Annotated in this window: 28 protein-coding genes; 13 read left to right on the forward strand and 15 right to left on the reverse strand. The window is 69.6% G+C overall.

The features are described from left to right. The first annotated feature begins 73 nt into the window (after nucleotides 1-73). Both AC07PF_RS06670 and AC07PF_RS06675 read left to right on the forward strand, forming a co-directional pair. Nucleotides 74-1,738 (forward strand): methyl-accepting chemotaxis protein, encoded by a 1,665-nt coding sequence (locus AC07PF_RS06670; protein ID WP_494611265.1) that lies wholly within the window; start codon nucleotides 74-76, stop codon nucleotides 1,736-1,738. A gap of 146 nt (nucleotides 1,739-1,884) precedes the next feature. Continuing rightward, nucleotides 1,885-2,463 carry a hemerythrin domain-containing protein gene (locus tag AC07PF_RS06675; RefSeq protein WP_494611266.1) on the forward strand — a complete coding sequence of 193 codons (579 nt, stop codon included), beginning with the start codon at nucleotides 1,885-1,887 and terminating at the stop codon, nucleotides 2,461-2,463. 7 nt (nucleotides 2,464-2,470) lie between these two features. On the opposite strand, the gene AC07PF_RS06680 is transcribed toward AC07PF_RS06675, so the two are convergent. Further along, the gene (locus AC07PF_RS06680; protein WP_494611267.1) at nucleotides 2,471-3,595 is read right to left on the reverse strand and encodes an alkene reductase; all 1,125 of its coding nucleotides are present in this window, start codon (nucleotides 3,593-3,595) and stop codon (nucleotides 2,471-2,473) included. A gap of 178 nt (nucleotides 3,596-3,773) precedes the next feature. Between AC07PF_RS06680 and AC07PF_RS06685 the strand changes: the two genes are divergently transcribed. From AC07PF_RS06685 to AC07PF_RS06700, 4 genes are all read left to right on the forward strand, one after another. Further along, on the forward strand, nucleotides 3,774-5,000 hold the full coding sequence (locus AC07PF_RS06685) for a YbfB/YjiJ family MFS transporter (protein ID WP_494611268.1): 1,227 nt from the start codon (nucleotides 3,774-3,776) through the stop codon (nucleotides 4,998-5,000). 142 nt (nucleotides 5,001-5,142) lie between these two features. Continuing rightward, nucleotides 5,143-6,156: a taurine ABC transporter substrate-binding protein gene (gene tauA, locus AC07PF_RS06690; RefSeq protein ID WP_007854264.1), complete on the forward strand. Its 1,014-nt coding sequence runs from the start codon at nucleotides 5,143-5,145 to the stop codon at nucleotides 6,154-6,156. Then, complete coding sequence (locus AC07PF_RS06695) at nucleotides 6,146-6,985, forward strand: taurine ABC transporter ATP-binding protein (RefSeq protein WP_494611269.1); 840 nt, start codon at nucleotides 6,146-6,148, stop codon at nucleotides 6,983-6,985. The genes tauA and AC07PF_RS06695 overlap by 11 nt, the downstream gene beginning before the upstream one ends. After that, nucleotides 6,978-7,871, forward strand: coding sequence for an ABC transporter permease subunit (locus AC07PF_RS06700; RefSeq protein WP_494611270.1), 894 nt, complete (start codon nucleotides 6,978-6,980; stop codon nucleotides 7,869-7,871). Before AC07PF_RS06695 ends, AC07PF_RS06700 begins: the two co-directional genes overlap by 8 nt. A gap of 24 nt (nucleotides 7,872-7,895) precedes the next feature. Here AC07PF_RS06700 and gstA read toward each other — a convergent pair whose 3' ends face one another. From gstA to AC07PF_RS06715, 3 genes are all read right to left on the reverse strand, one after another. Further along, nucleotides 7,896-8,504, reverse strand: a complete 609-nt coding sequence (gene gstA, locus AC07PF_RS06705; protein ID WP_007854273.1) for a glutathione transferase GstA — start codon at nucleotides 8,502-8,504, stop codon at nucleotides 7,896-7,898. A 97-nt stretch (nucleotides 8,505-8,601) separates the two neighbouring features. Then, on the reverse strand, nucleotides 8,602-9,372 hold the full coding sequence (locus tag AC07PF_RS06710) for a class II aldolase/adducin family protein (protein ID WP_145694163.1): 771 nt from the start codon (nucleotides 9,370-9,372) through the stop codon (nucleotides 8,602-8,604). A 95-nt stretch (nucleotides 9,373-9,467) separates the two neighbouring features. Further along, nucleotides 9,468-9,911, reverse strand: a complete 444-nt coding sequence (locus AC07PF_RS06715; RefSeq protein ID WP_494611271.1) for a GNAT family N-acetyltransferase — start codon at nucleotides 9,909-9,911, stop codon at nucleotides 9,468-9,470. 178 nt (nucleotides 9,912-10,089) lie between these two features. Between AC07PF_RS06715 and AC07PF_RS06720 the strand changes: the two genes are divergently transcribed. Beyond that, entirely contained in the window at nucleotides 10,090-10,959 is an 870-nt protein-coding gene (locus AC07PF_RS06720; protein WP_494611272.1) for an ABC transporter substrate-binding protein, read from the forward strand. Between the two features lie 59 nt (nucleotides 10,960-11,018). On the opposite strand, the gene AC07PF_RS06725 is transcribed toward AC07PF_RS06720, so the two are convergent. Beyond that, on the reverse strand, nucleotides 11,019-12,164 hold the full coding sequence (locus AC07PF_RS06725) for a GlxA family transcriptional regulator (RefSeq protein WP_494611273.1): 1,146 nt from the start codon (nucleotides 12,162-12,164) through the stop codon (nucleotides 11,019-11,021). 161 nt (nucleotides 12,165-12,325) lie between these two features. Here AC07PF_RS06725 and AC07PF_RS06730 point away from each other — a divergent pair, with 161 nt between their 5' ends. Genes AC07PF_RS06730 through AC07PF_RS06750 form a run of 5 tightly spaced genes read left to right on the forward strand, consistent with a single transcriptional unit; the run spans nucleotide 12,326 to nucleotide 16,751 of the window. Continuing rightward, entirely contained in the window at nucleotides 12,326-13,102 is a 777-nt protein-coding gene (locus AC07PF_RS06730) for an amino acid ABC transporter ATP-binding protein (protein ID WP_494611274.1), read from the forward strand. 2 nt (nucleotides 13,103-13,104) lie between these two features. After that, nucleotides 13,105-13,764 (forward strand): amino acid ABC transporter permease, encoded by a 660-nt coding sequence (locus AC07PF_RS06735; protein WP_494611275.1) that lies wholly within the window; start codon nucleotides 13,105-13,107, stop codon nucleotides 13,762-13,764. Continuing rightward, a complete protein-coding gene (locus tag AC07PF_RS06740; RefSeq protein ID WP_494611276.1) occupies nucleotides 13,761-14,447 on the forward strand; it encodes an amino acid ABC transporter permease in 687 nt (228 codons plus the stop codon). Before AC07PF_RS06735 ends, AC07PF_RS06740 begins: the two co-directional genes overlap by 4 nt. 17 nt (nucleotides 14,448-14,464) lie before the next feature. Beyond that, nucleotides 14,465-15,859 (forward strand): amidase, encoded by a 1,395-nt coding sequence (locus AC07PF_RS06745; RefSeq protein ID WP_494611277.1) that lies wholly within the window; start codon nucleotides 14,465-14,467, stop codon nucleotides 15,857-15,859. Nucleotides 15,860-15,869: 10 nt separating this feature from the next. Further along, nucleotides 15,870-16,751 (forward strand): amino acid ABC transporter substrate-binding protein, encoded by an 882-nt coding sequence (locus tag AC07PF_RS06750; RefSeq protein ID WP_494611278.1) that lies wholly within the window; start codon nucleotides 15,870-15,872, stop codon nucleotides 16,749-16,751. A gap of 55 nt (nucleotides 16,752-16,806) precedes the next feature. On the opposite strand, the gene AC07PF_RS06755 is transcribed toward AC07PF_RS06750, so the two are convergent. From AC07PF_RS06755 to AC07PF_RS06780, 6 genes are all read right to left on the reverse strand, one after another. After that, nucleotides 16,807-18,039 carry a GAF domain-containing sensor histidine kinase gene (locus tag AC07PF_RS06755; protein ID WP_494611279.1) on the reverse strand — a complete coding sequence of 411 codons (1,233 nt, stop codon included), beginning with the start codon at nucleotides 18,037-18,039 and terminating at the stop codon, nucleotides 16,807-16,809. A gap of 128 nt (nucleotides 18,040-18,167) precedes the next feature. After that, nucleotides 18,168-18,626: a carboxymuconolactone decarboxylase family protein gene (locus AC07PF_RS06760; protein ID WP_007857045.1), complete on the reverse strand. Its 459-nt coding sequence runs from the start codon at nucleotides 18,624-18,626 to the stop codon at nucleotides 18,168-18,170. Between the two features lie 320 nt (nucleotides 18,627-18,946). Further along, nucleotides 18,947-19,843 (reverse strand): RNA polymerase sigma-70 factor, encoded by an 897-nt coding sequence (locus tag AC07PF_RS06765; protein WP_494611280.1) that lies wholly within the window; start codon nucleotides 19,841-19,843, stop codon nucleotides 18,947-18,949. A 78-nt stretch (nucleotides 19,844-19,921) separates the two neighbouring features. Then, nucleotides 19,922-20,647, reverse strand: a complete 726-nt coding sequence (locus tag AC07PF_RS06770) for an aldolase (RefSeq protein ID WP_494603460.1) — start codon at nucleotides 20,645-20,647, stop codon at nucleotides 19,922-19,924. Between the two features lie 32 nt (nucleotides 20,648-20,679). Further along, entirely contained in the window at nucleotides 20,680-21,915 is a 1,236-nt protein-coding gene (locus AC07PF_RS06775; RefSeq protein WP_494611281.1) for a diaminopropionate ammonia-lyase, read from the reverse strand. Between the two features lie 13 nt (nucleotides 21,916-21,928). Continuing rightward, nucleotides 21,929-23,104: a M20 aminoacylase family protein gene (locus AC07PF_RS06780; RefSeq protein ID WP_494611282.1), complete on the reverse strand. Its 1,176-nt coding sequence runs from the start codon at nucleotides 23,102-23,104 to the stop codon at nucleotides 21,929-21,931. A 156-nt stretch (nucleotides 23,105-23,260) separates the two neighbouring features. Between AC07PF_RS06780 and AC07PF_RS06785 the strand changes: the two genes are divergently transcribed. Beyond that, the gene (locus tag AC07PF_RS06785; RefSeq protein WP_007857040.1) at nucleotides 23,261-23,761 is read left to right on the forward strand and encodes an Lrp/AsnC family transcriptional regulator; all 501 of its coding nucleotides are present in this window, start codon (nucleotides 23,261-23,263) and stop codon (nucleotides 23,759-23,761) included. Here AC07PF_RS06785 and AC07PF_RS06790 read toward each other — a convergent pair whose 3' ends face one another. The 4 genes from AC07PF_RS06790 to AC07PF_RS06805 are packed head-to-tail and all read right to left on the reverse strand — an operon-like array spanning nucleotide 23,762 to nucleotide 25,845. Continuing rightward, the gene (locus tag AC07PF_RS06790; protein ID WP_007857039.1) at nucleotides 23,762-24,022 is read right to left on the reverse strand and encodes a YkgJ family cysteine cluster protein; all 261 of its coding nucleotides are present in this window, start codon (nucleotides 24,020-24,022) and stop codon (nucleotides 23,762-23,764) included. Between the two features lie 28 nt (nucleotides 24,023-24,050). After that, complete coding sequence (locus tag AC07PF_RS06795; protein WP_007857038.1) at nucleotides 24,051-24,638, reverse strand: NADPH-dependent FMN reductase; 588 nt, start codon at nucleotides 24,636-24,638, stop codon at nucleotides 24,051-24,053. Nucleotides 24,639-24,685: 47 nt separating this feature from the next. Further along, nucleotides 24,686-25,213 carry an anthrone oxygenase family protein gene (locus AC07PF_RS06800; RefSeq protein ID WP_494611283.1) on the reverse strand — a complete coding sequence of 176 codons (528 nt, stop codon included), beginning with the start codon at nucleotides 25,211-25,213 and terminating at the stop codon, nucleotides 24,686-24,688. A gap of 35 nt (nucleotides 25,214-25,248) precedes the next feature. Beyond that, nucleotides 25,249-25,845 (reverse strand): Crp/Fnr family transcriptional regulator, encoded by a 597-nt coding sequence (locus AC07PF_RS06805; protein WP_494611284.1) that lies wholly within the window; start codon nucleotides 25,843-25,845, stop codon nucleotides 25,249-25,251. Nucleotides 25,846-25,965: the final 120 nt, after the last annotated feature.

The raw sequence follows: 25,965 nt of genomic DNA on the forward strand, positions 1-25,965 counted from the left end.
GCAGGGTGCCTTGCATGGCAGGGCATCCCTTGCAGTCCGGCACCGGCACACACACCAATGAAGGATGACAGACATGAATCTATTCGCGCTCATGCGGCAGTTCACCATTCGGTTCCGAATGCTGGGCGCCATTGCCGTGGTGCTGGGGCTGCTGGGCCTGCTCGGAGGGGCCGGCATGCTGGGCATGTTCCGCATTGCGGCGCTCAGCGAGGACTTCATGTCCCACTCGTTTGCCGAAGTCGGCCACATGGCCGAGCTGCGCGGCGAAATGGGCACCATTCGCCAGCTCGAGAAGGACATGATCATCGGCTACGAGAAGCCCGAGGTCGTGAAGGCGGCACACGCCAAGTGGCTGGCCAGCCAGGACAAGGCCAAGAAGGTCGCGGCCCAGCTGCTCGAAGGGCCTGAGGACGCAAACAACCCGGTGGTGCGCGACATCATCAAGCGCCTGGACAGCTACCGCGAGCAGTTCGCGCATGTGGCGCGCCAGCTCGAAGCCGGCGGCTACGACACGGCCACCATCGCCAACCGCATGAGCGGCAAGGCCGTGGCCGAGTTCGACCAGGCCGACAAGCTCATGGTGCAGCTCGACACGGTGCTGCGCGCCGACGTGACCCAGGCCGTGGAACAACAGGGCAAGGTGACCAGCCAGACCAAGTGGCTGTTCGTGCTGGCCGTGCTGATCACCGTGGTGGTGGTGGTGCCGCTGACGCTGTTGAACATGATCTCCATCTGCAACCCGCTGGCCGATGCGCGCCGCATGGCGCAGGCGATTGCCGGGGGCGACCTGTCGCAGCCCATCGTGGCCGACGGCAAGGACGAGGTGGCCGACCTGCAGCGCGCGCTGGGCGACATGCAGCAGGGCCTGGGCGCGCTGGTGGCGCAGGTGCGCGATGCCAGCGGCAACATCGCCACGGCCAGCCAGGAGATCGCCACCGGCAACCAGGACCTGTCGCAGCGCACCGAGCAGACGGCCAGCAACGCGCAGGAGGCCGTGGCCTCGCTGTCGCAGCTGACCTCCACCGTGCAGCAGACGGCATCGTCCTCGCAGATGGCCAACCAGCTGGCGGCGTCGGCCTCCAACACCGCCACGCGCGGTGGCTCGGTGGTGCAGCAGGCCGTGGCCAGCATGCAGGAGATCTCGGCATCGAGCCGCAAGATCGGCGACATCATCGGCCTGATCGACTCCATCGCCTTCCAGACCAACATCCTGGCGCTGAATGCGGCCGTGGAAGCCGCCCGTGCGGGCGAGCAGGGCCGTGGCTTTGCCGTGGTGGCGTCGGAAGTGCGCAGCCTGGCCCAGCGCTCGGCGGCAGCAGCCAGCGACATCAAGGGCCTGATCCACAACAGCGTGACCGCCGTGGACGGCGGCGTGCGCCACGTGGAAGACGCGGGCACGGCCATGAAGGAGATCGTGGCCAGCGTGCAGCGCGTGGGTGACATCATCGGCGAGATCACGGCGGCGGCCACCGAGCAGTCGGCCGGCATCGGCCAGGTGAACCAGTCGGTGGGCGAGATCGACCGCATGACGCAGCAGAACGCGGCGCTGGTGGAAGAGTCCGCCGCGGCGGCCGAGTCGCTGCGCGAACAGGCGGCGCGCCTGTCGGAGGTGGTGCAGCAGTTCCAGCTCGCCGAGTCGATGGGCCATGGCGGCCATGGTGGCGGCCCGGTGGCACAGCCGCAGCGCCCTGCAGCGCTGCGCGCGCCCGCGGCCTCGCGCCAGCTGCTGGCACGCTGACGCAGCCCCACGGCTGCCGCCAGGGCAAGGCCCCGCACGCTTCGGCGAGCGGGGCCTTTTTCATGGGGCTTTCATTGACCTGCGTCAGGTCGGCCCGGGCACCGGCATGGCACCCTTGGGTCCATGGAAATTTTGGGAGCAAGGCCATGCCTCATGCCAGTGTGCGGACCATCCGCGACGAGCATGCGTCGCTGGCAGCGGTGCTGCGCTCGCTGCAGCTGATGCTGGACCGGGGGCCGGCCGATGCACCGGCGGCGTTCTTCGACGTGATGCGCGCGATGCTGTTCTATATCGACGAATTCCCGGAGAAGCAGCACCACCCCAAGGAATCGCAGTGGCTGTTTCCGTGCGTGGCCGAGCGCGCGCCCGAGGCGGCGGCGGCCATTGCGCAGCTCGAGCGCGAGCATGCGGGCGGCGAGGCCGCGGTGCGCGAACTGCAGCACCTGCTGCTGGCCTGGGAGCTGCTGGGAGAAACGCGGCGCAGCGCCTTCGAGGAGGCCCTGCAGCGCTACGTGGCCTTCTACCTGGAGCACATGCGGATCGAGGAAACCGTGGTGCTGCCCGCGGCCCATGCGCACCTGGAGGCGCAGGACTGGGCGGCCGTGGATGCGGCGTTTGCCAGCAACGCCAACCCGCTGGCGCAGGGGCCGGCCCGCGATGGGGCCTATGACCGCCTGTTCACCCGCATCGTGATGCGGGCCCCCCATCCCATAGGACTGGGGTAGGTCGGATTCACGCCGACTGGAGGGTCGGGTAGTCGGTATAGCCCTTTTCGCCGCCGCCGTAGAAGGTGCTCTGGTCCCAGGCGTTGAGCGGGGCCTTCTTGCGCAGGCGCTCCACCAGGTCGGGGTTGGCGATGTACAGCTTGCCGAAGGCCACGATGTCGGCTGAGCCGTCGGCCACGGCCTGCTCGGCCAGGCCGGCGTCGTAGGCGTTGTTGGTCATCCAGGCACCCTTGCCGCCGGCTGCGCGGTAGGCGGCCTTGAGGGCGGCGTAGTCGAAGGGGCGGTCGGGCAGCTCGCGCGGGCCGCCGGTGGCGCCTTCGATCACATGGATGTAGGCCAGGCCCAGCGGGGCGAGCTGGCGCACCACGTAGTCGAACAGGGGCTGCGGGTCCGCGTCCACGATGTCGTTGGCAGGCGTGACGGGCGACAGGCGGATGCCGACCTTGCCGCCGCCCACGGCGTCGACCGCGGCGCGCGTGGCTTCGAGCAGCAGGCGGGCGCGGTTCTCGATGCTGCCGCCGTAGTCGTCGGTGCGCTGGTTGGCACCGGTCTTGAGGAACTGGTCGAGCAGGTAGCCGTTGGCGCCGTGGATCTCCACGCCATCGAAGCCGGCGGTCTCCACGGCATTGCGGGCGGCGGCGGCGTAGGCGTGCACGATGCCGGGCAGTTCCGAGGCGTCGAGCGCGCGCGGCTGCGAGGTGGGCGCGAAGCTGCCCTTGCCGGTCTCACGGTCGATCAGGTAGGTCTTGGACTTGGCGATGAGGGCCGAGGGCGCCACGGGCGCGCCGCCATCGGGCTGCAGGTCGTTGTGCGAGATGCGGCCCACGTGCCACAGCTGGGTCACGATCTTGCCGCCGGCCTCGTGCACGGCGCTGGTGACCTTCTTCCAGGCATCGAGCTGCTCGGTGCCGTACAGGCCCGGCACGTCGGCATAGCCCTGGCCCTGGTGGCTGATGGCCGTGGCCTCGGTGATCAGCAGGCCGGCGCTCGCGCGCTGTGCGTAGTAGGTGGCCGTGATCTCGGCCGGCACGGCATTGGGTGCGCGGTTGCGCGTGAGCGGCGCCATGGCGATGCGGTTGGCCAGGTGGATGTCACCGACCTGGATGGGATCGAAAAGCGAAGGTGTGGACATGCGGTGGTACTTTCTTTCGTGTTGGAGGAAGGCCGCGGAGGCCGGGAAAGATGGACAAGCCTAGTCGCAAATCGTGAAGCCTGCAGTGGACCGCTGTAACCAAGGGCAAGGAATTTGTGCTATTTCCGGGCGCCCGGGGCGACAGCCTGGCGATGCCCTGCGCGGCACAATGGTCGCCATGAGCAACGACGTTCCAGCGCCTTCTTCCCACCTGCTGCGCAACGGCCTGTGGCTGGCGGTGGCCCTGTCGATGGGGGCGGCCGTCTCGCTGGGCATCACGCGCTTTGCCTACGCGCTGCTGCTGCCGCCGATGCGCGCCGACCTGGCCTGGTCGTACACGCTGGCCGGCGCCATGAACACCGTGAACGCGCTGGGCTACCTGCTGGGTGCGTTGGCCACGCCGATGCTGCTGCGCCGGCTGGCGCCCGGCACGCTGCTCGTGGCGGGCTCCGTGCTGGCCACCGTGTTCATGGGGCTGTGCGGCTTTTTCGTGGAGGCCGCCCCGCTGCTGCTGCAGCGCCTGCTGGCGGGGGTGGCGAGCGCGCTGGTCTTCGTCTGCGGCGGCCTGCTCGCGGCGCGGCTGGGGGCGCAGCAGCCGGGGCGCAGCGGGCTGCTGCTGGGCCTGTACTACGGCGGCACGGGCTGGGGCATCAGCCTGTCGGCGGTGCTGGTGCCGGCGGTGCTGGCCACCGCACCGGGCCCGCACCCCTGGGCCTGGGCCTGGTGGGCCCTGGCCCTGGCCTGCGTGGCGGCCACGCTGGTGCTGCTGTGGCCGGCGCGGGCGCTGCAGGCCCTGGCGGCACCGGTTGCCGCCGCATCCTCGGCGCAGGCGGCGACCGGTGGCATGCGCTGGGCGCCCTTTGCCCCGGCGCTGCTGGGCTATGGCCTGTTCGGCGTGGGCTATATCGGCTACATGACCTTCGTGGTGGCGCTGCTGCGCGAGCAGGGCGCCAGCGGCACGGCCGTGACCTGGTTCTATGCGCTGCTGGGCCTGGCGGTGGTGCTGTCCTCGCGCATCTGGGCGGGCCTCTTGGACCGCAGCCGTGGCGGGCAGGCGCTGGCACTGCTCAACGGCCTGCTGGGCGTGGCCACGGTGCTGCCGGCGCTGACCTCGGCCTGGCCGGTGGTGCTGGCCTCGGGCCTGCTGTTCGGGGCGGTGTTCCTGTCGGTGGTGGCCTCCACCACAGCGCTGGTGCGCCACAACCTGCCGCAGGCGCTGTGGGCCAGCGGCATCAGCGCCTTCACCATCGTCTTCGCGGCCGGGCAGATCGTGGGGCCCACGGTGGTCGGCTGGATCGCCGACGGCCCCGGCGGCCTGGCACGCGGGCTGGTGTTCTCGGCCTGTGCGCTGTGGGCAGGGGCGCTGGTGGCGTCGCGGCAGAAGCCGCTGGCCCCTGCCGCGTAGCCACTGCCCATAGACGCTTTTCGCATATCCAAGCGCGAAAGCAGTGCAAGGCGCCGGGGCCCCTGCTGCCTAGAATTTTTCTCTCATGCCGGGTGCGCGCGCCCGGTCGATTCCCATGGATCCCCGAGAGGACACATTCCCGATGGCAACACGCAGAACAAGCATCCAGGCCGCGGCCCTGTTGATGGGCACGGTATTGGGCTTCGGCGCCCTGGCGCAGACCCGCGAGGTGGTGATCGGCTACCAGGACATGGTCGTGCCCTGGCGCCATGCGCAGGAGACCCGCGAGGTCGAGAAGCGCACGGGCTACAAGGTCACCTACCGCAAGCTGGGCAGCGGCGCCGAGGTGGTGCGCGCGCTGGCCTCGGGGGCCATCCACATCGGCGAGGCGGGTTCCTCGCCGTTCGCCTCGGCCATTTCGCAGGGCGTGCCCATCGAGGTGTTCTGGGTGCTGGACAACATCAACGATGCCGAGGCCCTGGTGGCGCGCAACGGCGCGGGCGTGAACAGCCTGGCCGACTTGAAGGGCAAGAAGATCGGCCTGCCCTACGTCTCGACCACGCACTTCCACGCGCTGGTGGCGCTGCAGGACGCGGGCGTGGACCCCAAGGGCGTGCAGATCCTGAACCTGCGCCCGCCCGAGATCCTGGCGGCCTGGGAGCGCGGCGACATCGACGCCACCTTCGTCTGGGACCCGGTGCTGGCCAAGGTCAAGGGCAACGGCAAGGTGATCGTGACCTCGGGCCAGATCGCCGCCAAGACCGGCAAGGCGACCTTCGACGGCCTGGCCGTGACCAAGGCCTTCGCCAAGGAGCACGACGCCTTCCTCGCGCAGTTCGTGCAGGTGCTGGCCGATGCCGACAAGGCCTACACCGGCAACAAGGCCGCGTGGAATGCCGATGCAGCCGAGGTCAAGTCCCTGGCCAAGTGGAGCGGGGCCGAGGCACCCACCGTGCCCGCCAGCCTGGCGCTGTACGCCTTCGTGCCGCCCACCGAGCAGGCATCGAACCAGTGGCTGGGCGGCGGCAAGGATTCGGGCGTGGCCAAGTCGCTGGCGGCCACGGCGGCCTTCCTCAAGGAGCAGGGCACCATCCAGAACGTGCTGCCCGACTACGCCGTGGGCGTGAACCCGGCCTGGGTCCGGCGTGCCAAATGACACTGCCGGCATCGCCGCAGCCCCGGGCGGGCTGCGGATCACCGGCCTGAACGTGCGCTATGCGGGCGCGCGCCAGGCCCCATCGCCCGTGCTCGCGCTGCAGGACGTGGATCTCGATATCGCCCAGGGCGAGCTCGTGGTGGCGCTCGGCGCCTCGGGCTGCGGCAAGACCACGCTGCTCAACTGCATCGCGGGCTTCACCGAGGCCTCCTCGGGCCGCATCACGCTGCATGGGCGCGAGGTGACGGGCCCCGGTGCCGAGCGCGGCGTGGTGTTCCAGAAGCATGCGCTCATGCCCTGGCTCAACGTGGTCGACAACGTGGCGCTGGGCCTGCGCCTGCGCGGCGTGCCGCGCGCGGAGCGGCGCCAGCGGGCCGCCGACAAGCTGGCCCTGGTGGGCCTGGAGGGCTTTGCCGAGGCACCCGTGTGGCAGCTGTCGGGCGGCATGCAGCAGCGCGTGGGCATTGCCCGCGCCCTGGCCAGCGACCCCGACGTGCTGCTCATGGACGAGCCGCTGGGCGCGCTCGACGCCTTCACGCGCGAATCGCTGCAGGAGCTGGTGCTGCAGCTGTGGGAGCGCACCGGCAAGACCATCTTCTTCATCACCCACGACGTGGAGGAGGCGCTGTTCCTGGCCTCGCGCCTCATCGTGATGACGCCGCGCCCGGGCCGCATCGCGCAGCAGCATGCGCTGGACTTCAACCGCCAGCACCTGGCGGGCCGGCCCGCGCGGGCCGTGAAGTCGGACCCGCAGTTCATCGCCTGGCGCGAGCGCGTGCTGGACTGGATCGCGCCGAGCGTGGCGAACGGGGAGCCGGCCCATGCCTGACGCCATGAGCCAGATCCTGGTGATCCCGGGCATCGGCCGCGATGCACCCGGGGCCGCCGTGCCGGTGGAGCCCGCCACGCCGCCGCTGCCGCGTGCCGTCGCGCCCTTTCGGCTGCCCGGCAGCGGGCCCAGCCAGGCCATCAGCGCTGCCACCGTGGCGGCGCTGGTGGCGCTGTGGTGGCTGGCCACCCAGCGCGGCTGGGTGCCGCCGCTGTTCCTGCCCGCACCCGAGGCCGTGCTGCGCGCCTTCGGCGATGCCTGGCGCGGCAATATCCAGGGCGGTGAGCCGCTGTGGAAGCACCTGCAGTGGAGCGCGATCCGCGTGTTCGGCGCGTTCGCGCTGGCCGCCGCCACGGCCGTTCCGGTGGGCATCGCCATGGGTGTGAGCCGCGTGGCGCGCGGCGTGTTCGACCCGCCCATCGAGTTCTACCGCCCGCTGCCGCCGCTGGCCTACCTGCCGCTGATCGTGATCTGGCTGGGCATCGACGAGGCGTCCAAGATCCTGTTGATCTACCTGGCGTGTTTTGCGCCCATCGCGCTGGCCGCCAAGGCCGGCGTGCGCAGTGCCAGCGTGGAGCAGATCAATGCCGCGCTGTCGCTGGGCGCGAGCCGCTGGCAGCTGGTGCGGCACGTGATCGTGCCGGCCGCGCTGCCCGAGATCATGGTGGGCCTGCGCATCGCCATCGGCTTCGGCTGGACCACGCTGGTGGCCGCCGAGATGGTGGCGGCCACCGTCGGACTGGGGCAGATGGTGCTCAACGCCTCCAACTTCCTGCGCACCGACCTGGTGGTGATGGGCATCCTGGTCATCGGCCTGGTGGCCTGGACCTTCGACTGGCTGATGCGCTGGCTGGAGCAGCGCTTCGTGCCGTGGAAAGGGCGTTGACCGCCATTTCCAGAGGGCCGCTGCTTACTTGAGCAGGCCTTCGGCCTTCATGGCTTCCTGCACGGCAGGGCGGGCGGCCACGCGGTCGCGGTAGGCCGCCAGGTGGGTGAAGGCCGAGATGTCCACGTTGGTGGGCTTGGCCCAGTTGGTCACGGTGAACAGGTAGCCGTCGGCCACGGTGAACTGCTCGCCCATCACGTACTGCTTGTCGGCCAACTGGCCGTCCACCCACTGCAGGCGCTGCAGCAGCTTCTCGCGCGCCATGGTCTTGTATTCCTCGGGCGTGGCGGGGTTGAACAGGGGGCTGAAGCCCTTGTGGATCTCGGTGCCGATGAAGGTCAGCCACTCCTGCAGGCGGTAGCGCTGCAGCGAGCCGTTCTGGGGGGCCAGCATCTTCAGCGGCACCTGGTCGGCGATGTACTGAACGATGGCCGGGCCTTCGCGCAGGCGCGTGCCATCGTCCAGCTCCAGCATGGGCACGTAGCCCAGCGGGTTGATGGTGTAGTAGTCCGTGCCATCCTGCAGCTTGTGGCTCTTGGTGCTGGCCAGCACGGGGGTGTAGGCCAGGCCCGCCTCGTGCAGGGCGATGTGCGGGGACAGGGAGCAGGCGCCAGGAGAGTAGTAGAGCTTCATTTTTGGGTCCTCTGGGTTGAATGCGGCAGGAACCCCCGATCCTATGCGCTGCGCCCGTCTTTTGCATGACCTGGCCGGTAAAGGCGGCAGGCAGATGTCAGCTGTCGTAACCGGGCGCGTCGCGCTGCGCCTTGCGCAACAGTGACGGCCAGACGAAGGCGCCGCCCAGGCCACCGGTCTGCACGCGCATGGCCTGGGCCACGCCGCTCACGATCTGCGGGTCAACCGGGTTGAGCTCGCCGCCGGCCTGGGCGTCGATCTGGATGCGGCAGGTGTTCTCGAAGGTGTACATCGACAGGAAGGCATCGGCGATCGACTTGCCCACCGTGAGCAGGCCGTGGTTGCGCAGCATGAGGAAGTTGGCCTCGCCCAGGTCGGCCTGCAGGCGCGGCTTTTCCTCGTCGCGAAAGGCCACGCCCTCGTAGCCGTGGTAGGCCAGTGAGGCGAGCACGAAGGTGCTTTGCTGGCTGATGGGCAGCACGCCGCATTTCTGTGCGCTCACGGCCACGCCCGCGCGGGTGTGGGTGTGCAGCACGCACTGCGCATCGGCCCGGGCCTCGTGCACGGCGCTGTGGATCACGAAGCCGGCCGGGTTCACGGGGAAGGGCGAGTCGTGCAGCTTGTTGCACTGCATGTCGACCTTGATCAGGCTCGATGCCGTGATCTCGTCGAACATCAGGCCGTAGGGGTTGATGAGGAACTGGTGCTCGGGGCCCGAGACCGACTCGGGCAGCTTGGCGCTGATGTGGGTGAACACCAGGTCGCTCCAGCCGTACAGCGCCACCAGGCGGTAGCAGGCGGCCAGGTCGCAGCGCAGCTGCCATTCTTCGGGGCTGACGCTTTCTTGCAGGGAGGGGATGGCGATCATGGGGCTTGTCTCCTGGAATGTCTTTGGAAAGGAAGCCCACTGTAGGCCGCCTGCGCGGCGGGCGCTGTCAGGCAGGCTACACAAGCCGCAGAAAGTCAGGGCGCCGCAGCGCCGGTCTCGTAGAGGGCGGGAAAGTAGCGCTCCATGAGCGACTGGGGGCGCAGCGGCGCGGTGAAGCCGAAACCGGCGTACAGGCCATGGGCGTCGCCGGTGGCCAGGGTGAAGCGGCGCAGGCCCTGCAGGTCGGGGTGGTCCATGACGGCCTGCACCAGCTGCTTTCCGTAGCCCAGGCCCTGGTGTGCAGGCAGCACGAACACATCCACCAGGTTGGCGAAGGTGGCGTGGTCGGAAATCACGCGCGCAAAGGCCACCTGGGCACCGTCCACGAAACCGCCGAAGCACAGCGAATGCGCCAGCGCACGCTGCACGGTGGCCAGCGGGATGCCCCGGGCCCAGGTGGACTGCTCGGACAGGAAACGGTGGACCAGGGCCACGTCGAGTTCGGCCGGATCGGTGGAAATGCGCAGGGGGGTGTCCATGGGAAAAAGTATACGGATGCGCCGGCGAAGCTGCTGCAGCGGTGTTTTCCCGCAATGTCGCGGGCATTCCATTTCGCCGTGCGCACCTCCAATCGCCGCGCGGCAGGCGTCCCTACAGTCGATTCACCCCATCGCCCGATGGGAGGGAACCACCACCGGACTTCTGGAGATCACCACCATGCCAACATTGAAGATCGCGAGGCTGCTGGCCTCGCTCGCGGCCGCCACCTGCCTGTCCGCCCTGGGGCTTTCGGCCCATGCCCTGGAGACCGTGGACAAGGGCGCCTTCACCATCGCGTTCTCGGGCGACATGCCGGGCACGGGCTATCAGGACGGCAGGATGGTGGGCTACGACGGCGAGATCCTGCAGCGCATCGCGCAGGCACTGCAGCTCAAGGTCAAGCCCGCGCTGATGGAGTGGTCGGGCACCATCGCCTCGGTGCAATCGAAGCGCGTGGACGTGATGGCCGGCACCATGGGATGGACGGAGCAGCGCTCCAGAATCATGGCGCTGAGCGACCCGATCCACTATTTCAAGAACGGCATCACGCAGTCGGACAAGACCGACTGGAGCAAGCTCAAGGATCTGGAAGGCAAGAAGGTCGGCACGATCACGGGCTTCTCGTTCATCCCCGAGCTGCGCAAGATCAACGGCCTGCAGCTGGCGCTGTACGACACCTCGGACGCCGCCGTGCGCGACCTGCTGGCCGGGCGCATCGACGCGGTGATCGGCGACCCGCCGGTGATGCAGTACGCGATCTCGCAGAACCCGCAGTGGAAGATCAAGTTCAATGCCTTCAGCGATGCCTCGCCCGACTACCCGCTGCTCACGGGGCTGGGCCAGGTGGTGTTCGGCCTGAACAAGGACAACCCCGAGCTGGTGAAGGCCGTGAACGCCGAGATCGCCAAGCTCTGGGGCAGCTGCGAGCTGCGCAAGATCGGCAAGACCTATGGCCTGGTGCAGGACGTCTGGTACATCCCCGTGGGCCAGAACGCCCGGGCCGGCGTGGACCGCGCGGCGGACTGGAAACTGCCGTCCTGCAAATGATTGGCTGACATCCTGGCGAGCCGCATGCATGCCCCCGGGCAGGCATGCGGCTTTTTGCTTCAGGCCTCCACGGTGCCGGCCTGCAGCGCCTTGCGCATGCGCCCCGGCGGCATGCCGTACAGCTGCTGGAAGTGGCGGATGAAGTGCGAGGCATCGGAGAAGCCGCACTCGTAGGCGATGGTGATGACGGGCAGGTCGGTGCTGGTCAGCATCCAGCGCGCGTACTTGAGGCGCGCGTTGCGGTAGTACTCCGACGGGGTGGTGCGTGTCTCGGCCAGGAAGACGCGTTCGAGCTGGCGGCTGCTCGAATCCACGAGCCGCGCGATGACCGCGATTTCCAGTGGCGTGCCGATGTTCTTTTCCATCAGCACGATGGCCTGGCGCAGCTTGTCGTGGTCGGCCGTGCCGTAGCCCAGCGCGTGGCGGCGCGCCACGTGGGTGCTGCGCGCGGCGGGGTTCACCGTCATCTGGTGGATGACCTTGGCCGCGCGGTCGGGGCCGCAGTGCAGGCGCACCAGCTCGGCCGTGAGCTCCACGATGGAGATGCCGCCCGCGCAGCTGATGCGGTCGCCATCGAAGACGTAGTGGCAGTCGGTGCTGTAGTCCTGGCCGGGGAAGGCAGTCTTCCAGTCCTCCACATGGTAGGGGTGCACGCAGGCGCGGCGCCCGGCCATGAGGCCCGCATGCGCGAGTGCGAAGGTGCCGGTGCAGATGCCGATGAGCGGCTTGCCCAGCGCGGCCGCATCGCGCAGGAAGGCGGTGTAGCGCGGGTGCACCGTAGGGATGGCGGGCAGCAGCCCGCCGATGACGGCGATGTAGTCGTAGTCGCTCTCGGACGAGAGCGAATCCTGCACCGGCACGGGCACGCCGCAGCTGGCCTGCACCGACTGCCCGGGCACCCCGAGGATGGTCCACGAGCAGCGGATCTGGCGGCTCTGGTCGCCCACGTCGGCGGCGTGGCGCAGGCCGTCGCACAGGCCGGCCAGCGAGAGCAGGGGGAACTGCGGCCACAGCAGGATGCCCACGCGCAGCTCCGTGGCCGAGGTCGTGCCCGAGGGCCTGCGCTTCGGTGCGGACGATGCCCTGGCGGCATCGAGCTTTCCGATCAATGCACCAATGTCGCCTGCGTTCTGTGCACTGGCCTGGTGCGCGTGCGCACCAATGTCGCTAGGGAGGTCGTCAATTCGGTGTTTGGCTGGTGGCATGGGGTTTTCCCTGCATGTCGCATACGTTCAATATAGCGGCGACCGCCTGCAATGAACAGAGGGGTGCAATTCCTAGCATGGAGGCACTGGGTAACGAGGGCACACGGCTGCAAGGACCGTGCCGCGCGGCACCCGCACACAACCCTCTGGAGAACCCTGCTGTGAACGACCAACCCCCCCTGCTGCGCGTAAGCGGCCTCACGAAGAGCTACGGCCAGGCCGAGGTGCTCAAGGGTATTTCCTTCGACCTGAAGAAGGGCGAGACGCTGTCGCTGATCGGGCCCAGCGGCTCGGGCAAGTCCACCTGCCTGCGCTGCCTGAATTTCCTCGAAAAGCCCCAGGCGGGCGAGGTGCTGCTCGGCTCCGAGCGCATCGGCCAGGTGGCCGACCGCAAGGGCGGCTGGCGCCTGATGAGCGACACCGAGATGGCGCCGCAGCGCCGCGAGATCGGCATGGTGTTCCAGCTGTTCTACCTGTGGCCGCACCTGACCGTGCGCGACAACGTGGCGCTGGCCTCCATCAAGGCGGCCGGCATGCGGCGCGACGAGGCCCATGCGCTGGCCGAGGCAATGCTGGACAAGGTGCACCTGCGCCACAAGGCCGATGCCTTTCCCGAGCAGCTCTCGGGCGGGCAGCAGCAGCGCGTGGCAATCGCGCGCACGCTGGCACAAAAGCCCCAGCTCATCCTGTTCGACGAGCCCACCTCGGCGCTCGATCCCGAGCTGGTGGGCGAAGTGCTGGGCGTGATCCGCGAGCTGGCCGAGGAGGGACGCTCCATGATCCTGGTGACGCACGAGATCCGCTTTGCGCGCGACGTGGCGGACCGCGTGATCTTCATGGACGGTGGCCACATCGTCGAGGAAGGCCCTGCGGCGCAGGTGATCGACCAGCCGCGCAGGGAGCGCACGCGCAGCTTCCTCGGCCAAGTGGGGGCGTGAGCATGCCAGGCACCGACACCCTCACCCTGATCGTGGCCACGCTGGCGCGCGGTGCGCTCACGGCCGCGCAGGTGGCCCTGGGCGCGGGCCTGCTGGCGGCCTGCCTGGGCCTGCTGCTGGCGCTGGCCGTGGTCTTCGTGCGCAACCGCCTGCTGCAGCTGTGCATTGCAGCCTATGTGGAATGGATGCGCAATGTGCCGGCGCTGGCGCACCTCTTCGTGCTGTACTTCGGCCTGGCTTCGGTGGGCGTGCGGCTGTCGCCGCTCACGGCCGCGGTGGTGGGCCTGGGCCTGGTGGGCGCGGCCGTGCTGTGCGATGTGTTCGCGGCCGGCCTGCGCTGTCTGCATGCGGGCCAGCGCGAGGCCGCCCTGGCCGTGGGCCTGACACCCGCGCAGGCGCTGCGCAGCGTGCTGCTGCCGCAGATGCTGCGCGTGACGCTGCCCTCGCTGGGCAACTACGCGAGCCAGCTCGTCAAGGACACGTCCATCGCCTCGGCCATCGCGGCGCCCGAGGTGATGTTCTACGCGCGCAACCTGGTCACCTCGACCTTCGAGACGCCGCTGATCTACCTGACGGCCATGCTGCTCTATGCGGCCATGGTGCTGCCCATCAGCTGGGCGTTCGCGCGGCTGGAACGCCGCACCGCAGGGGGTGTGCGATGACTGCCTTCTTCGCGACCTATGCCGAGTACCTGGGCGAGTGGTGGCCACGCCTGCTGCAGGCGGCCCGGGTGACGGCCGAGCTCTCGGCCCTGGGCTTTGCCATCGCGCTGGTGCTGGGCGCCGTGCTGGTGTGGATGCTGCGCAGTGGCGTAGGCGCGCTGCGCCATGCGGCCAACGGCTTCATCCAGCTGCTGCGCGCGGTGCCGCTGCTGGCCCTGCTGCTGGCCATCTACTTCGCGCTGCCCTCGGTGGGCATCACGCTGCCGGGCTACTGGGCCGGGGCCGTCGGCCTGGGGGTGCACGGCGCGGCCTATGTGGCCGAGATCCTGCGCGGCGGCCTGCAGTCGGTGCACGGCGGCCAGCGCGAGGCGGGGCTGGCCGCAGGCCTCACGCCGCGCCAGGTGTTCCTGCACGTGACGCTGCCGCAGGCCCTGCGCGTGATGCTGCCGCCGCTGCTGTCGAGCTACGTGGCGCTGCTCAAGGACAGCTCGCTGTGCGCGCTGATCGCCACCAACGAGCTGATGCTGGCGGCGCGCGCCATGTCCAGCGAGTACTTCCTGCCGCTGCACATCTTCATCCTGGTGGGGCTGCTGTACTTCGCCATCGCCTTTCCCCTGTCCATGCTCTCGCGGTGGCTGGAGCGCCGTCTGGCCCTGGGGCGCCGCACGGTGGGTGCGGCATGAAAGACCTTATGACGTCCATGACCTACGCACCACTGGAGCAGTTGGCCCAAGCCATCGCCTGTGGGGAGCTGTCGAGCGAGGCCTTGCTGGAACACCAGCTCGCGCGCATCGCGCGCCTTGGCGGCCAGCTGCACGCCTTCACCGACGTGTATGCCCACGAAGCCCGCGCCGCTGCGCGCGGCCTGGACCAGATGGCGCGCGCCGGCATCCGCCTGGGGCCGCTGCACGGCGTGGCGGTGGCGGTGAAGGACCTGTTCGAGGTCGAGGGCAAGCCGATTGCGGCAGGTTCGAAGGCGCGGCCGCCGCGCACCTCGGCCACCAGCGCGGCCGTGGTGGAGCGGCTGCGCGCGGCCGGTGCCGTGGTGGTCGGCAAGACGCACACGGTGGAGTTCGCCTTTGGCGGCTGGGGCACGAATGCCGTGATGGGCACGCCCTGGAACCCCTGGGACCTGCGCACCCACCGCACGCCGGGCGGCAGCAGCAGCGGTTCGGCCGTGGCGCTGGCGGCGGGCCTGTGCACGGCCAGCATCGGCACGGACACGGGGGGATCGGTGCGCATCCCCGCGGGGCTGTGCGGGGTGGTGGGCCTGAAGACCACGCGCGGGCTGATCAGCCGGCACGGGTTGATCGAGCTGTGCCCCACGCACGACACGGTGGGCCCGCTCACGCGCACGGTGCGCGACAGCGCCATTTTGCTCGACGTGCTCTCGGGCCCCGACCCGCGCGATGCCGTGTCGCTACCGGTGCCGGCGCGCGCGGTGCTGCCGCAGCTCGATGCGGCGCGCGGCGTGGCCGGCATGCGCATGTGGGTGCTGCCCGAGGCCGAGCGCGCGGACGTGGACCCCGAGGTGCTGGCCGCCTGCGACGAAGCCGTGCGGGTGCTGGAGGGCCTGGGCATGCAGCGCGTGGAGCGCGCGCTGCCGCAGAGCCTGGCCGAGTCGATGCGCGTGGCGGGCAGCCTGATGAGCGCCGAGGGCTATGCGAACCTGGGCACGCTGTTCGAGCAGGACGGGCTGGAGTTCGACCCGCATGTGCGCCGGCGCATCCTGCTCGGGCGCGATATCGGTGCGGCGCAGTACCTGCAGCTGCTCAGGCTGCGCGAGCAGGCCAAGGCCGAGATGCTGGCCGCGATGGATGGGATCGATGTCTGCGCCTTTCCGACCAATGCCATCGCCGCGATCCCGCTCACCGAGGTGGACGAGCTGGCCACGCCGCTGTCGCGCTTCGGCCGCTTCGTGAACCTGCTGGACCTGTGCGCGCTGGCCGTGCCGGCGGGCTTCACGGGCCAGGGGCTGCCGGTGTCGCTGCAGTTCATTGCGCGGCCCTTCGACGAGGCCACGGCCTTGCGCGTGGGCCATGCCTTCGAGCAGGCGACGCGCTGGTACCTGGCGGTGCCGCCGGGGCTGGGCTAGGGAGTGAGCCATGTGTGCACGTGTTTTCGCGAAATCCCTGTCGGTCCTGATCGTGCTGGCCCTGCTGGGCCCTCTGGCCCATGCCCAGGGCACGGGCGGTGCACTGGCCCGCATCGCGCGCAGCGGCACCGTGCACGTGGGCTACATCCCCACGCCCGGCACCTTTGCCTTTCGCGATGCGGCGGGCAACACCGTGGGCTATTCGATCGCCGTGTGCAACAAGGTGGTGGAGGCGCTGCGCAAGCAGCTGGGCCGGCCGGACCTGCGGGTGGCGTTCCGCCCGTTGGAGGCGGCGCAGCGCATCCCGCTGCTTGCAGCCGGCAGCATCGACATCGAGTGCGGGGGCAACACCAACACCGTGGGCCGGCAAAAGGAGGTGGATTTCTCGCACACGCTGTTCACCACCGGGGTGCGCTTCCTGGCGCGGCAGTCGGTGCAGCTCGATGGTGTTCAGAGCCTATGGCGGCGGCGCATTGCGGTGAGCAAGGGCACCACCGCGCAGGAGACGCTGCAGCGCGTGGAGCGCGAGCAGGAGATTGTCGTGACCCTGGTGGCCACCGACGCGGAAGGCGTGCGCCTGGTGGAGCAGGGCCAGGTCGATGCCTTCGCGCAGGACGATGTGCTGCTCTACGGCCTTGTCGCATCATCGCCGCTGCGCGGGGAGTTGCATGTGACCGGCCGCCACCTCACGGTGGAGCCCTATGCCTTCATGCTGCCCAAGGATGACCTGCCGCTGCGCGAGGTGGTGGACCGCACGGTGCTGGGGCTGATGCATTCGGGCGAGCTGGCGGCCCTGTACCGCCAGTGGTTCGACACCGCCACGCTGCGCATCCCGATGAGCGCGCACATGCGCGAGAACATCCGCTACCCGAACAAGTACGGCATTCCCTGAGTCCCGTGTGCGGGTGCTCGTGGCGCCGGGGACGCGGTGGCGGCCGCTTGGGGGCTCAGCTGCGGTGGCGTGGCAGGCGCACGGCGACCTCGGTGCCCTGGCCGGCTGCGCTGTGCAGCGCAACGCGGCCCTGGTTCTGCTCGACCAGGGTGCGCACGATCCACAGGCCCAGGCCCGCGCCGTCCTGCCCGGCCACGCCGGCGCTGCCCTGCCAGCCGCGCTCGAAGGCGCAGGACTGCTCGGCCTCGCCCATGCCGGGGCCATCGTCGGTGACCCGGATGACGATGCTGTCCTCCGTCTCGGTCGCACAGAGGGTGACGGTGCTCCCTGATGGGCAGTACTTGACGCAGTTGCCGATCAGGTTGCACAGCACGCGCAGCAGCTGGGCATAGTCCACGAAGACCTCGCCCGCCTGTGCGGGCACCAGGTGCAGGTGGATGCCGGCGCGCTCGGCCACCATGCCCATCGCGTCTGCCGCATCGGCCAGCAGCCGGGCCGGTGCGATGGTCTCGCACAGGGTGCGTTCGCGGCTGTCCACGGCGTGGGTCGACAGCAGGTCTTCCACCAGGCGCTTCATGGAGGTGATGGCGCCTTCGATGCGGCGGAGGGCCGGCAGCGAGGGGGCGTGGCCGGCGCGGGCGAGCACGCTGGTGTTCAGGCCCATCACCTGCAGGGGCGAGCGCAGGTCGTGCGCGACCACGGCGAGCAGTTCTTCGTTGGCCTTGGCCAGTGCATGGGCGCGTTCGGCATTGGCCTCGGATTCCCTGAGCGCGCTGCGCAGCTGGATCTCGCGCGCGGCGGCCCTGGCGAGCTGCACCAGGGTCTCGACCTCGGTGTCCGTCCAGCTGCGCGGCTGGTTGTCGATGACGCAGAAGCTGCCGATGGGCTGGCCATCGACGATGAGCGGCACGCCCACGTAGGCGCGCACGCCCAGGCTGTTGACCGTGGGCACGGCGCGCCACAGCGGGTCGGCATGGGTGTCCTCGATCACCAGCGGATCGGTGCTGGCAATCGCGTAGTGGCAGAAGGTGCGGCCATGCATCTCGCGCGCAGCGGCCAGTTCCTGCGGAAAGCCGTGGGCGCTTTTGTAAAAATCGCGCTCGGCGTCGACGATGGACAGGAAGCTCGCGGGCGCGCCGACCAGGTTCACGGCCAGGCGGCTCATGGAGTCGAAGGTTTCCTCCGTCGGGCTGTCCAGCAGCGCAACGCTGTGCACGGCCGCCAGCCGGCGGGGGTCGGAGACGAGGGGGTCCAGGTGGGCCACCAGCTCCTGCGGTGCGATCGGCATGCCGGTCCTTTGCGCCACGGGGCTCGCTGGGGTCCGAGGCAGGGCGCGCATCAGGATCCGGGCCGCACCACACCGGCCGGCCCCGTATTGTCGCCCACCCCGGGATTCGGGGTGGGAAACCCGCGTGCTCAGCCCGCCTGCGCCGGGATGGGGGCGCGCATGCCCGCGTTGATCAGGTTCCAGGCGTTGATGACGCCGATGGCAAAGCCCAGTTCGGCGATCTCGGTGTCGTTGAACTGCGCCTTGAGCAGGGCGAACTCTTCGTCGCTGGCGTCGCTGTGCGGCGTGGCGGTGATGATCTCGGCCCAGCGGAAGGCGGCGCGCTCGCGTTCGCTGAAGAAGGGCGCCTCGCGCCAGCCGGCCACGGCGTTGAGGTGGCGTGGCTCCATGCCGTCCTTGGCCAGGTAGGTCCAGTGCATGTCCATGCAGTAGGCGCAGCCGTTGATCTGCGAGACGCGCAGGAAGACGAGTTCGGCCAGGCGGGCGCCGATGCTGCCCTTCTTGACGGTCTCGGACAGGTTCACGAGGCCCATGAAGGCCTTGTTGGCGAGCTGGTGGTAGGGCAGGCGGGCGGTGTGCTGGGTCATGGTGAAAACTCCGTTTGGTGGGTGATGAAGGGTTGGAACTGGAAGGCGCCGGGCCTTTCGTTGCCTTCCATACCCATCAAGACGCGTGGGCCGGTGCCGTTGTGACAGCCGGGCGCAAAAAACTTTCTCTCAGTTCTCCACAGCGCTGCGCGTCACCCGCATCGCATGAAACTGGCACGGCCAAGGCCAGTGCCCCCGTGCAAGGGCCGCCAAGCCGCGTATGCGGCGCTTCGCTTGCGTGCACTGGGGGCGTCCCCCTCCCGCATTGCGCAGCAATGCGAGAGAGGGGTGAAGGCGCGAAGCGACTCAGGGGGTGTTCATCAATCGAGTGTGAGCGGGATGCCCGTGAGCTTGTCCGGGTTGCGGATCGCATAGATGGCGACGATGCGCTCGCCGTCGGTCACGATGGCCTGGGCCGATTCGAGCCGGCCGTCGATGTAGCGCAAGAGGCCCGGCTCGCCATTGATGAGCACGGTGCGGTAGACCACCTGCTCGGCCATGCGCCGCCACTGCGCCCAGAACAGGTTGGCGATGCGGAAGGCCCCCACCAGCGGGTGCGGGAAGGACTGCACCTTGCCGCCGCCGTCGCCGATCAGCATGGCGTCTTCGGACAGCAGGGCCTCGATGGCATCGCGCTGGCCGCTGTGGGCGGCCGCGATGAAGCGTTCGAGCAGCTGGTGGTGCACCTTGCGCGGCACCTCGAAGCGGGTGCGTGCCTGCTGCACGCGCTCGCTGGCGCGGTGCACCATCTGGCGGCAACTGGCCTCGGTCTTGCCCAGCTGGGCGGCGATCTCGGGGTAGTCGTAGTCGAAGACCTGGCGCAGCAGGAAGGCGGCGCGCTCCTCGGGCCCCAGGCGTTCGAGCACGTAGAGGAAGGCCACCGAGAGTTCACCGGCCAGTTCGGCGGCGGATTCGGGTGTGCGCTCATCGAGCTGCTCCACCAAGGGTTCGGGCAGCCACCAGCCCACATAGGCCTCGCGCTCGGCCTTGGCAGCGCGCAGCCGGTCGATGGACAGGCGCGTGGTCACGGTGACCAGCCAGGCCTCGGCCGACTGCAGGGCGGTGGTGTCCGTGCCGCTCCAGCGCAGCCAGGCGTCCTGCACCACGTCCTCGGCGTCGGCGCGCACACCCAGCATGCGGTAGGCGATGCCGAACAGGCGAGGGCGCAAGGTGGCAAAGGTATCGTCGGCCTCAGGGGCCAGGGGTGGTGCGGTCATGGTCGGGCTCCAAGCGTAGTTTGGTCGATAACCAGACGTGCCAGGGGTCCGCTGTGTGACAGTTCGGCCGCGAAAAAATCAGAGCCTGCGGCGCAGCGCCTCGAAGAACAGCTCGGACTGCAGGCGTTCGCCCATGGACTGCTCGCTCACGTGCTGCGCCAGGGTGGCGCTGGCCGGGGCCAGGGGGCGGCCGGTGGATTGCGCCAGCACCTGGGCCATGCAGGCGCGCTCCAGGTAGTAGAGGTCGTCGTAGGCGTAGTCGATGCGATCGCCACAGACGACCACGCCGTGGTTGCTCAGGAAACCGATGTCCGCCGCGCGCAGCACGCCCGCGATGCGCTCGCCCTCGCGCACGTCGAGCGCGAAGCCGTTGTAGTTCGGGTCCACGGCCGTGCGGCCATGGAAGCGCATGGCATTCTGCGAGAGCGTGGTGTCGAGCGCCCGGTCGGTGGTCAGCGTGAGTGCCGTGGCGTAGGGCATGTGGGTGTGCAGCACGCAGGCCTTCTGGCACAGGCGGTGGATGGCGGCGTGGATGAACATGGCCGTGGGTTCCACCGCGTGGCGGCCGGCCAGGCGCTGGCCCTGTTCGTCGATGAGCACGATGTCCTCGGCCTGCACCTCGCTCCACATCAGGCCGCGCGGGTTGAGCAAAAAGCGCCCCGAGCGGTCGGGCAGCTCCACGCTGAAATGGTTGCACACACCCTCGGACAGGCCATGGTGGGCGGCGGCGCGCAGGGCCAGGGCGAGGTCGTCGCGCAGCTTGCGCACGGTGGGCGAATCGAAGTCGAGGGTGGGTGCAGTCATCGGGGTTCCTGGGGGCGTGGGTTCCTCCATTGTCATCCGTGCAACGGGCGTGCCATCCATTCGGACTGGGCCTGCCGCACGCTGGCCGGGCTGCGGCCGGTGATGGCCTGGTAGACACCCGGGGCGGTGGCGCCCTCGGTGCTGATGAGCAGCACGCGTGCGTCCGGGCCCAGGCCGGCCTGGGCCGCCAGTGCCGGGTCGGCCATGAGGGCGGTGAGCCCGGCCAGGCCCGCGGCGCCCGATTCGCCGCTGAGCACGGGGACATCGCCCGCCGTGCCGCTGGCCAGGGTGCGCATGGCCGCTTCGGCCTGGGCATCGCCCACGGTCATGAACAGGTCCACCGTGGGCTGCAGGAAGCGCCAGGCCAGGGGCGAGGTCTCGCCGCAGGCCAGGCCGGCCATCACCGAATCCACGCTGCCCGTGGCGCGGGCCGGCCGGCGGGCGATGGCACTTTGCAGCAGGCAGTCGGCCTGCTCGGGCTCCACGGCGATGAAGCGGGGGCGTGCGGCGCCATAGCGCTCCCACAGGGGCGCCACGACGCCTGCGGCCAGGCCGCCCACGCCGCCCTGCAGCAGCACATGGGTGAAGGGGCTGGCGCCATCGGCGCGCGCGGGGACCTGTTCGAGCAGTTCGTCGACCAGGATGCCGTAGCCCTGCATGACGTCGCGCGGGATGTCCTCGTAGCCATCGTACGAGGTGTCTGAGACCACCCACCAGCCGTGGGTGCGGGCCAGGCGCTCGGCCTCCTGCACGGAGTCGTCGTAGTTGCCGGCGATGCGCACGACCTCGGCGCCCAGGTCGCGGATGGGTTGCTCGCGCTCGGCGCTGACATGGGCATGCAGCACGATCACGCAGCGGCAGCCGATGCTCTGGGCCGCAGCGGCCAGCGCGCGGCCGTGGTTGCCGTCGGTGGCGCTGATGGCGGTGAAGTCGGCCAGCGCGTCGGCATGCCGGCCCGCGAGCAGGTCGGCCGGGGCCCATCCTGCCCCGGGCCACTGGCGCTGCACCAGGCGCACCAGGGCCACGGGCGCGCCCAGCACCTTGAAGCTGGCCAGCGGCGAGCGCACCGATTCATCCTTGAGGGATAGCTGGCCCAGGCCGAGCTGGCGCGCCAGGTGGGGCAGGGCGTGCAGCGGTGTGCTGCCGCGGCGCAGCTGCGCCCAGCCGGCCAGCCATTGGCGGCTTTCGCGGGCGGTGGCGAGTTTCATCACGCGCTGCAGATCGGGGTCATAGGGGCGGCGTGTGGCTTGGGGGTTGGTGAACAGCATGGAATTCTCGGGTTCAGGAAGCGGGAAGGCGTACGCGGGCGATTTCTGCAAAGTAGCGCGCGCCCACGGGCAGCACCGCATCGTTGAAGTCATAGGCGGCGTTGTGCAGGGGCACGCCGCCGGGCGTGCCGGCCTCGCCGTTGCCGATGAACATGAAGGCCCCGGGGACCACCTGCAGGAAGGCGCCGAAATCCTCGGAGATCATCATCGGCGTGACATTGCGGTCCAGGCGCTCGGCACCGATCACGGCTTCGGCGGCCGCGCTGGCCACCTCCACGCAGGCCGGCCAGTTCACGGTGGGGGCGAACTCGTGCGTGTAGCTGAAGCGGCAGGTGGCGCCGTGGGCCGCGCAGATGCCTTCGCAGATCTCGCGCATGCGCTTTGCGAGCAGGGCCTGTACCGCGGGCGCGTAGCTGCGCGTATCGCCCTTGATCGTGACGTGGGTGGGCAGGGCGTTGCGGATGCCGTCGGTGGTGAACTCGGTGCACGAGACCACGGCCGGCTGGCTCGGGTCGACCGAGCGGGCCACCACGGTCTGCAGCGCGAGCACGATCTCGGCGCCGATGACCAGCGGATCGATGGCCATGTGCGGGCGTGCCGCATGGCCGCCACGTCCGGTGATCTCGATGGCGAAGTTGTCCTCGCTGGCCATGATGCCGCCGCTGCGAATGGCCATGTGGCCGGCCGGCATGCCGGGGATGTTGTGCGCGCCGTAGATCTCGTCGACCGGGAAGCGCTCGAACAGGCCGTCGGCCATCATCGCGGCCGCGCCCCGGCCATGCTCTTCGGCGGGCTGGAAGATGAAGCGCACCGTGCCGCAAAAGTCGCGGCGCTCGGCCAGCAGTTGCGCGGCGCCGAGCACCATCGCCATGTGGCCGTCGTGCCCACAGGCATGCATGCAGCCGGCGTTCTGCGAGGCATGCTTGCGGCCGGGTGCGGATTCGCCCATGGCCAGGGCGTCCATGTCGGCGCGCAGGCCGATGGCGGGGCCGCCGTCGCCCACGCGCAGGCTGGCCACCACCCCCGTGCCGCCGATGCCGCGCTGCACGTCGAGGCCCAGGGCCGCGAGGTGGCGCGCCACGTAGTCGGCGGTGTCCACCTCGTTGAAGCCGGTCTCGGGATGGCGGTGCAGGTGGTGGCGCCAGCGCACGAGCTGCTGGTCGAAATCGGCTGCGGTGGTGATGGTCATGGCATGCGTCCCGGTTGTCGGATGGTTCCTACGCATTGTTGGGGTGGGCGCCCGGTTGAAACCACCGCAATACGGCGTTCAATGAGGGATCTGTCTCACAATTTGGAGAAGAGTGATGCATTTGTCCCATCGTCCTTTGGTATCGTGGGCGGGCCCATGAACCTTGACCGCCTGGACATCCAGATCCTCAACCTGCTGCAGGAAGACGCCTCGCAGCCGCTGCGCGTGCTGGCCCGCAAGGTCAACAGCTCGCCGGCCACCTGCCAGCGGCGCATTGCCATCCTGCGCGCTGCGGGCATCCTGCTCAAGCAGGTCGGGGTGGTGAACCGGCAGCGCGTGGGGCGCGCGCTCACGGTGTTCGTGTCGGTGGAGCTGGACAAGCAGAACGATGCGCTGCTGCGCAACTTCGAGGCCAAGATGGCGGCGCAGGACGATGTGATGGCCTGCTACGAGGTCTCGGGCGAGTTCGACTTCCTGCTGATCATCAACTCCGCGTCGATGGAGCGCTACCACGCGTTCACGCGCGAGGTGTTCTCGTCGAACAACAACGTGCGCAACTTCAAGAGCACGTTCGCGATGAACTGCTCCAAGTTCGAGACCCGGGTGGCGCTGGACGTGCCGCCGGAAGTCGACAAAGATGACGACGAGGAGGACTGATCAGGCCGAGGGGCGTGTCAGGTCTTCGAGCCGCGTCAGGAAGGCCATGGCTTCGCGCGTGCTGCCCGCGCACATCTCGGCCGAGGGCTGCAGGCCGCTGCAGACGGCGGGGCGCTCGGGCTGCCCAAAAATAAGGCAGCGTGCGTCGTCCCCGAGCTGGATGCAGCGCACGCCCGCCGGCTTGCCCTGCGGCATGCCGGGGATCGGCGAGCTGATGGAGGGGGCGGTGCAGCAGGCACCGCAGCCCGATCTGCACTGCATGAGTTGCTATCTATTCAATAGCTAAAGATCAGGCATTCAGCCTGGCCGAGGCCCAGAGCACCTGGTCGACCACGGCGCGCACGCGCTCGCGGTGCACCGCCTGCACCAGGGCGCCCGCTTCGTCGAAGGCCGTGCTGGCCTGGCCCAGGGCAAAGGCCTTGGGTGCGAGCCAGCACTCCAGGTTGTGCAGCAGCGGTGCCAGGTGGCTTTGCGAGCGCAGGCCGCCCAGGCCACCGTTGGAGGCGCTGAGCATGCCCACCACCTTGCCGCGGAAGGGCTTGGTGCCGTCCTGCCATTCGGGGTTGCCGCTCACAGGGCTCGATGCCCAGTCGATGGTGTTCTTGAGCAGGGCGGTATAGCTGCCGTTGTACTCGGGCGAGCAGACGATCCAGGCCGGGTGCGCCCACAGCACCTGCTTGAGGCGCACCACGTCGGCCGGCGTGCCCTGGGCTTCGAGGTCGGCGTTGTACATGGGGATGTCGTAGTCCGACAGCTCCAGCAGCGTGACCTCGGCGCCGGCATCGCGGGCGATCGCGGCGGTTGCGTAGGCCAGGCGGCGGTTGAACGATTGCTGGCGCGTGCTGCCGGCGAAGACGAGGAGCGGGTTCTTGTGCATGGCTGGATTGGAGCACAGGCGCCAGGCAGGATTCCTGCAAGCGCAGCCTAGCGGTCGGCCCGGGGCGGCGCCAGCCGCCACACCAGGGTGACCAGCGCCGCGACGAAGGCGGCCAGGCTGAGCAGGGCGCGCCAGAGGTTGGCCGCGTTCCAGCGCGCGCGCACCTGGGCCCAGTCGGCGGGCAGCACCTGCGGGTTCCAGGCCTCGGTGGTCGCGTTGAGCGGCAGGTTCACCTGCTGCGTGAAGAAGACCATGCCCAGCAGGTAGGACAGCAGCACGGCGGCCAGCGTGGGCCACCAGGCTTCGCGGCGCCGGGCCCAGCCGGTAGCCAGTGCCAGCGCGCACCACAGCGGCGGGCCGAAGAACAGTGCAAAGAACAGGCTGTGGCGCACGTTGCGGTTCAGGGCCGACTGCACGGTGGCGTAGGTCGCGCCATCCATCTGCAGCATGGCCAGGTTCACATTGGCGCTGTAGGTGCCGAAGAAGCCGGCCATGAGCCCGAGCCACACCACGGCCAGGAAGTGGGGCGCCACGGCGATGGCGGAACGGGGGTGGAAAAAAGCGGTGGCAGGCATGGCAACCACTGTGCCGGCCCCGGTGGGCCCGCGCCTTAACCTTTGATAAGGCCCATATCACTGCGCACGCGCGAGAGCGTGACATCGGTGACGCCCAGGTAGGACGCCAGGTGCCGCAGCGCGATGCGCTGCGGCCAGTCCGGGTGCTGGGCCAGCAGCCCGGCATAGCGCTCGCGTGCGCTCAGCTGCAGGAACTCCTGCTCGCGCTGCATCTTGCCGTCGAGCAGGGCGCACAGGACCCGGTGCTCAAGCGCCGCCCAGGGCGCCCAGCCATCGGTGGGCGTGGCGGTGCCCCATGCGTGCAGGGGCAGCGCCCACACCCGGCTGTCTTCCAAAGGTTCCACGTGGAACATTGCGGGCTGCTGCCGCAGGCTCGGGGTGATGGGCCAGAACAGGGCGCCGTCGAGAAAGAAGTTCTTGTTGGACTCCGCTCCGTCCCGGTCCACGAGGTACAGGCGCAGGGCGCCTTGCTCCACCCACCATAGATGGCGCCATGGCTCGCCGGCGCGCAACAAGGGCTGGCCCTTGGCGAAATCGGCCGGCCGGGCACTTGCCCACCACGCTGCCACCGGTACGGGCGGATCGCCCACCAGTCGGGTGAGAAAGCGGGTCAGAGGGCTGTCGGCAGACACGGTGGGCGCAAAGTGGGAAAATCCCGGGTTGCCCGCCGGGGCAGGGTGCAGGTTTGCACCCCCGCACCCGGGCGGGGCCGGTGCGCACGGCGGGCCCAGGCGGGGCCCGCCTCCATGCGT

The organism is Acidovorax sp. GW821-FHT10A04 (genome assembly GCF_059415825.1).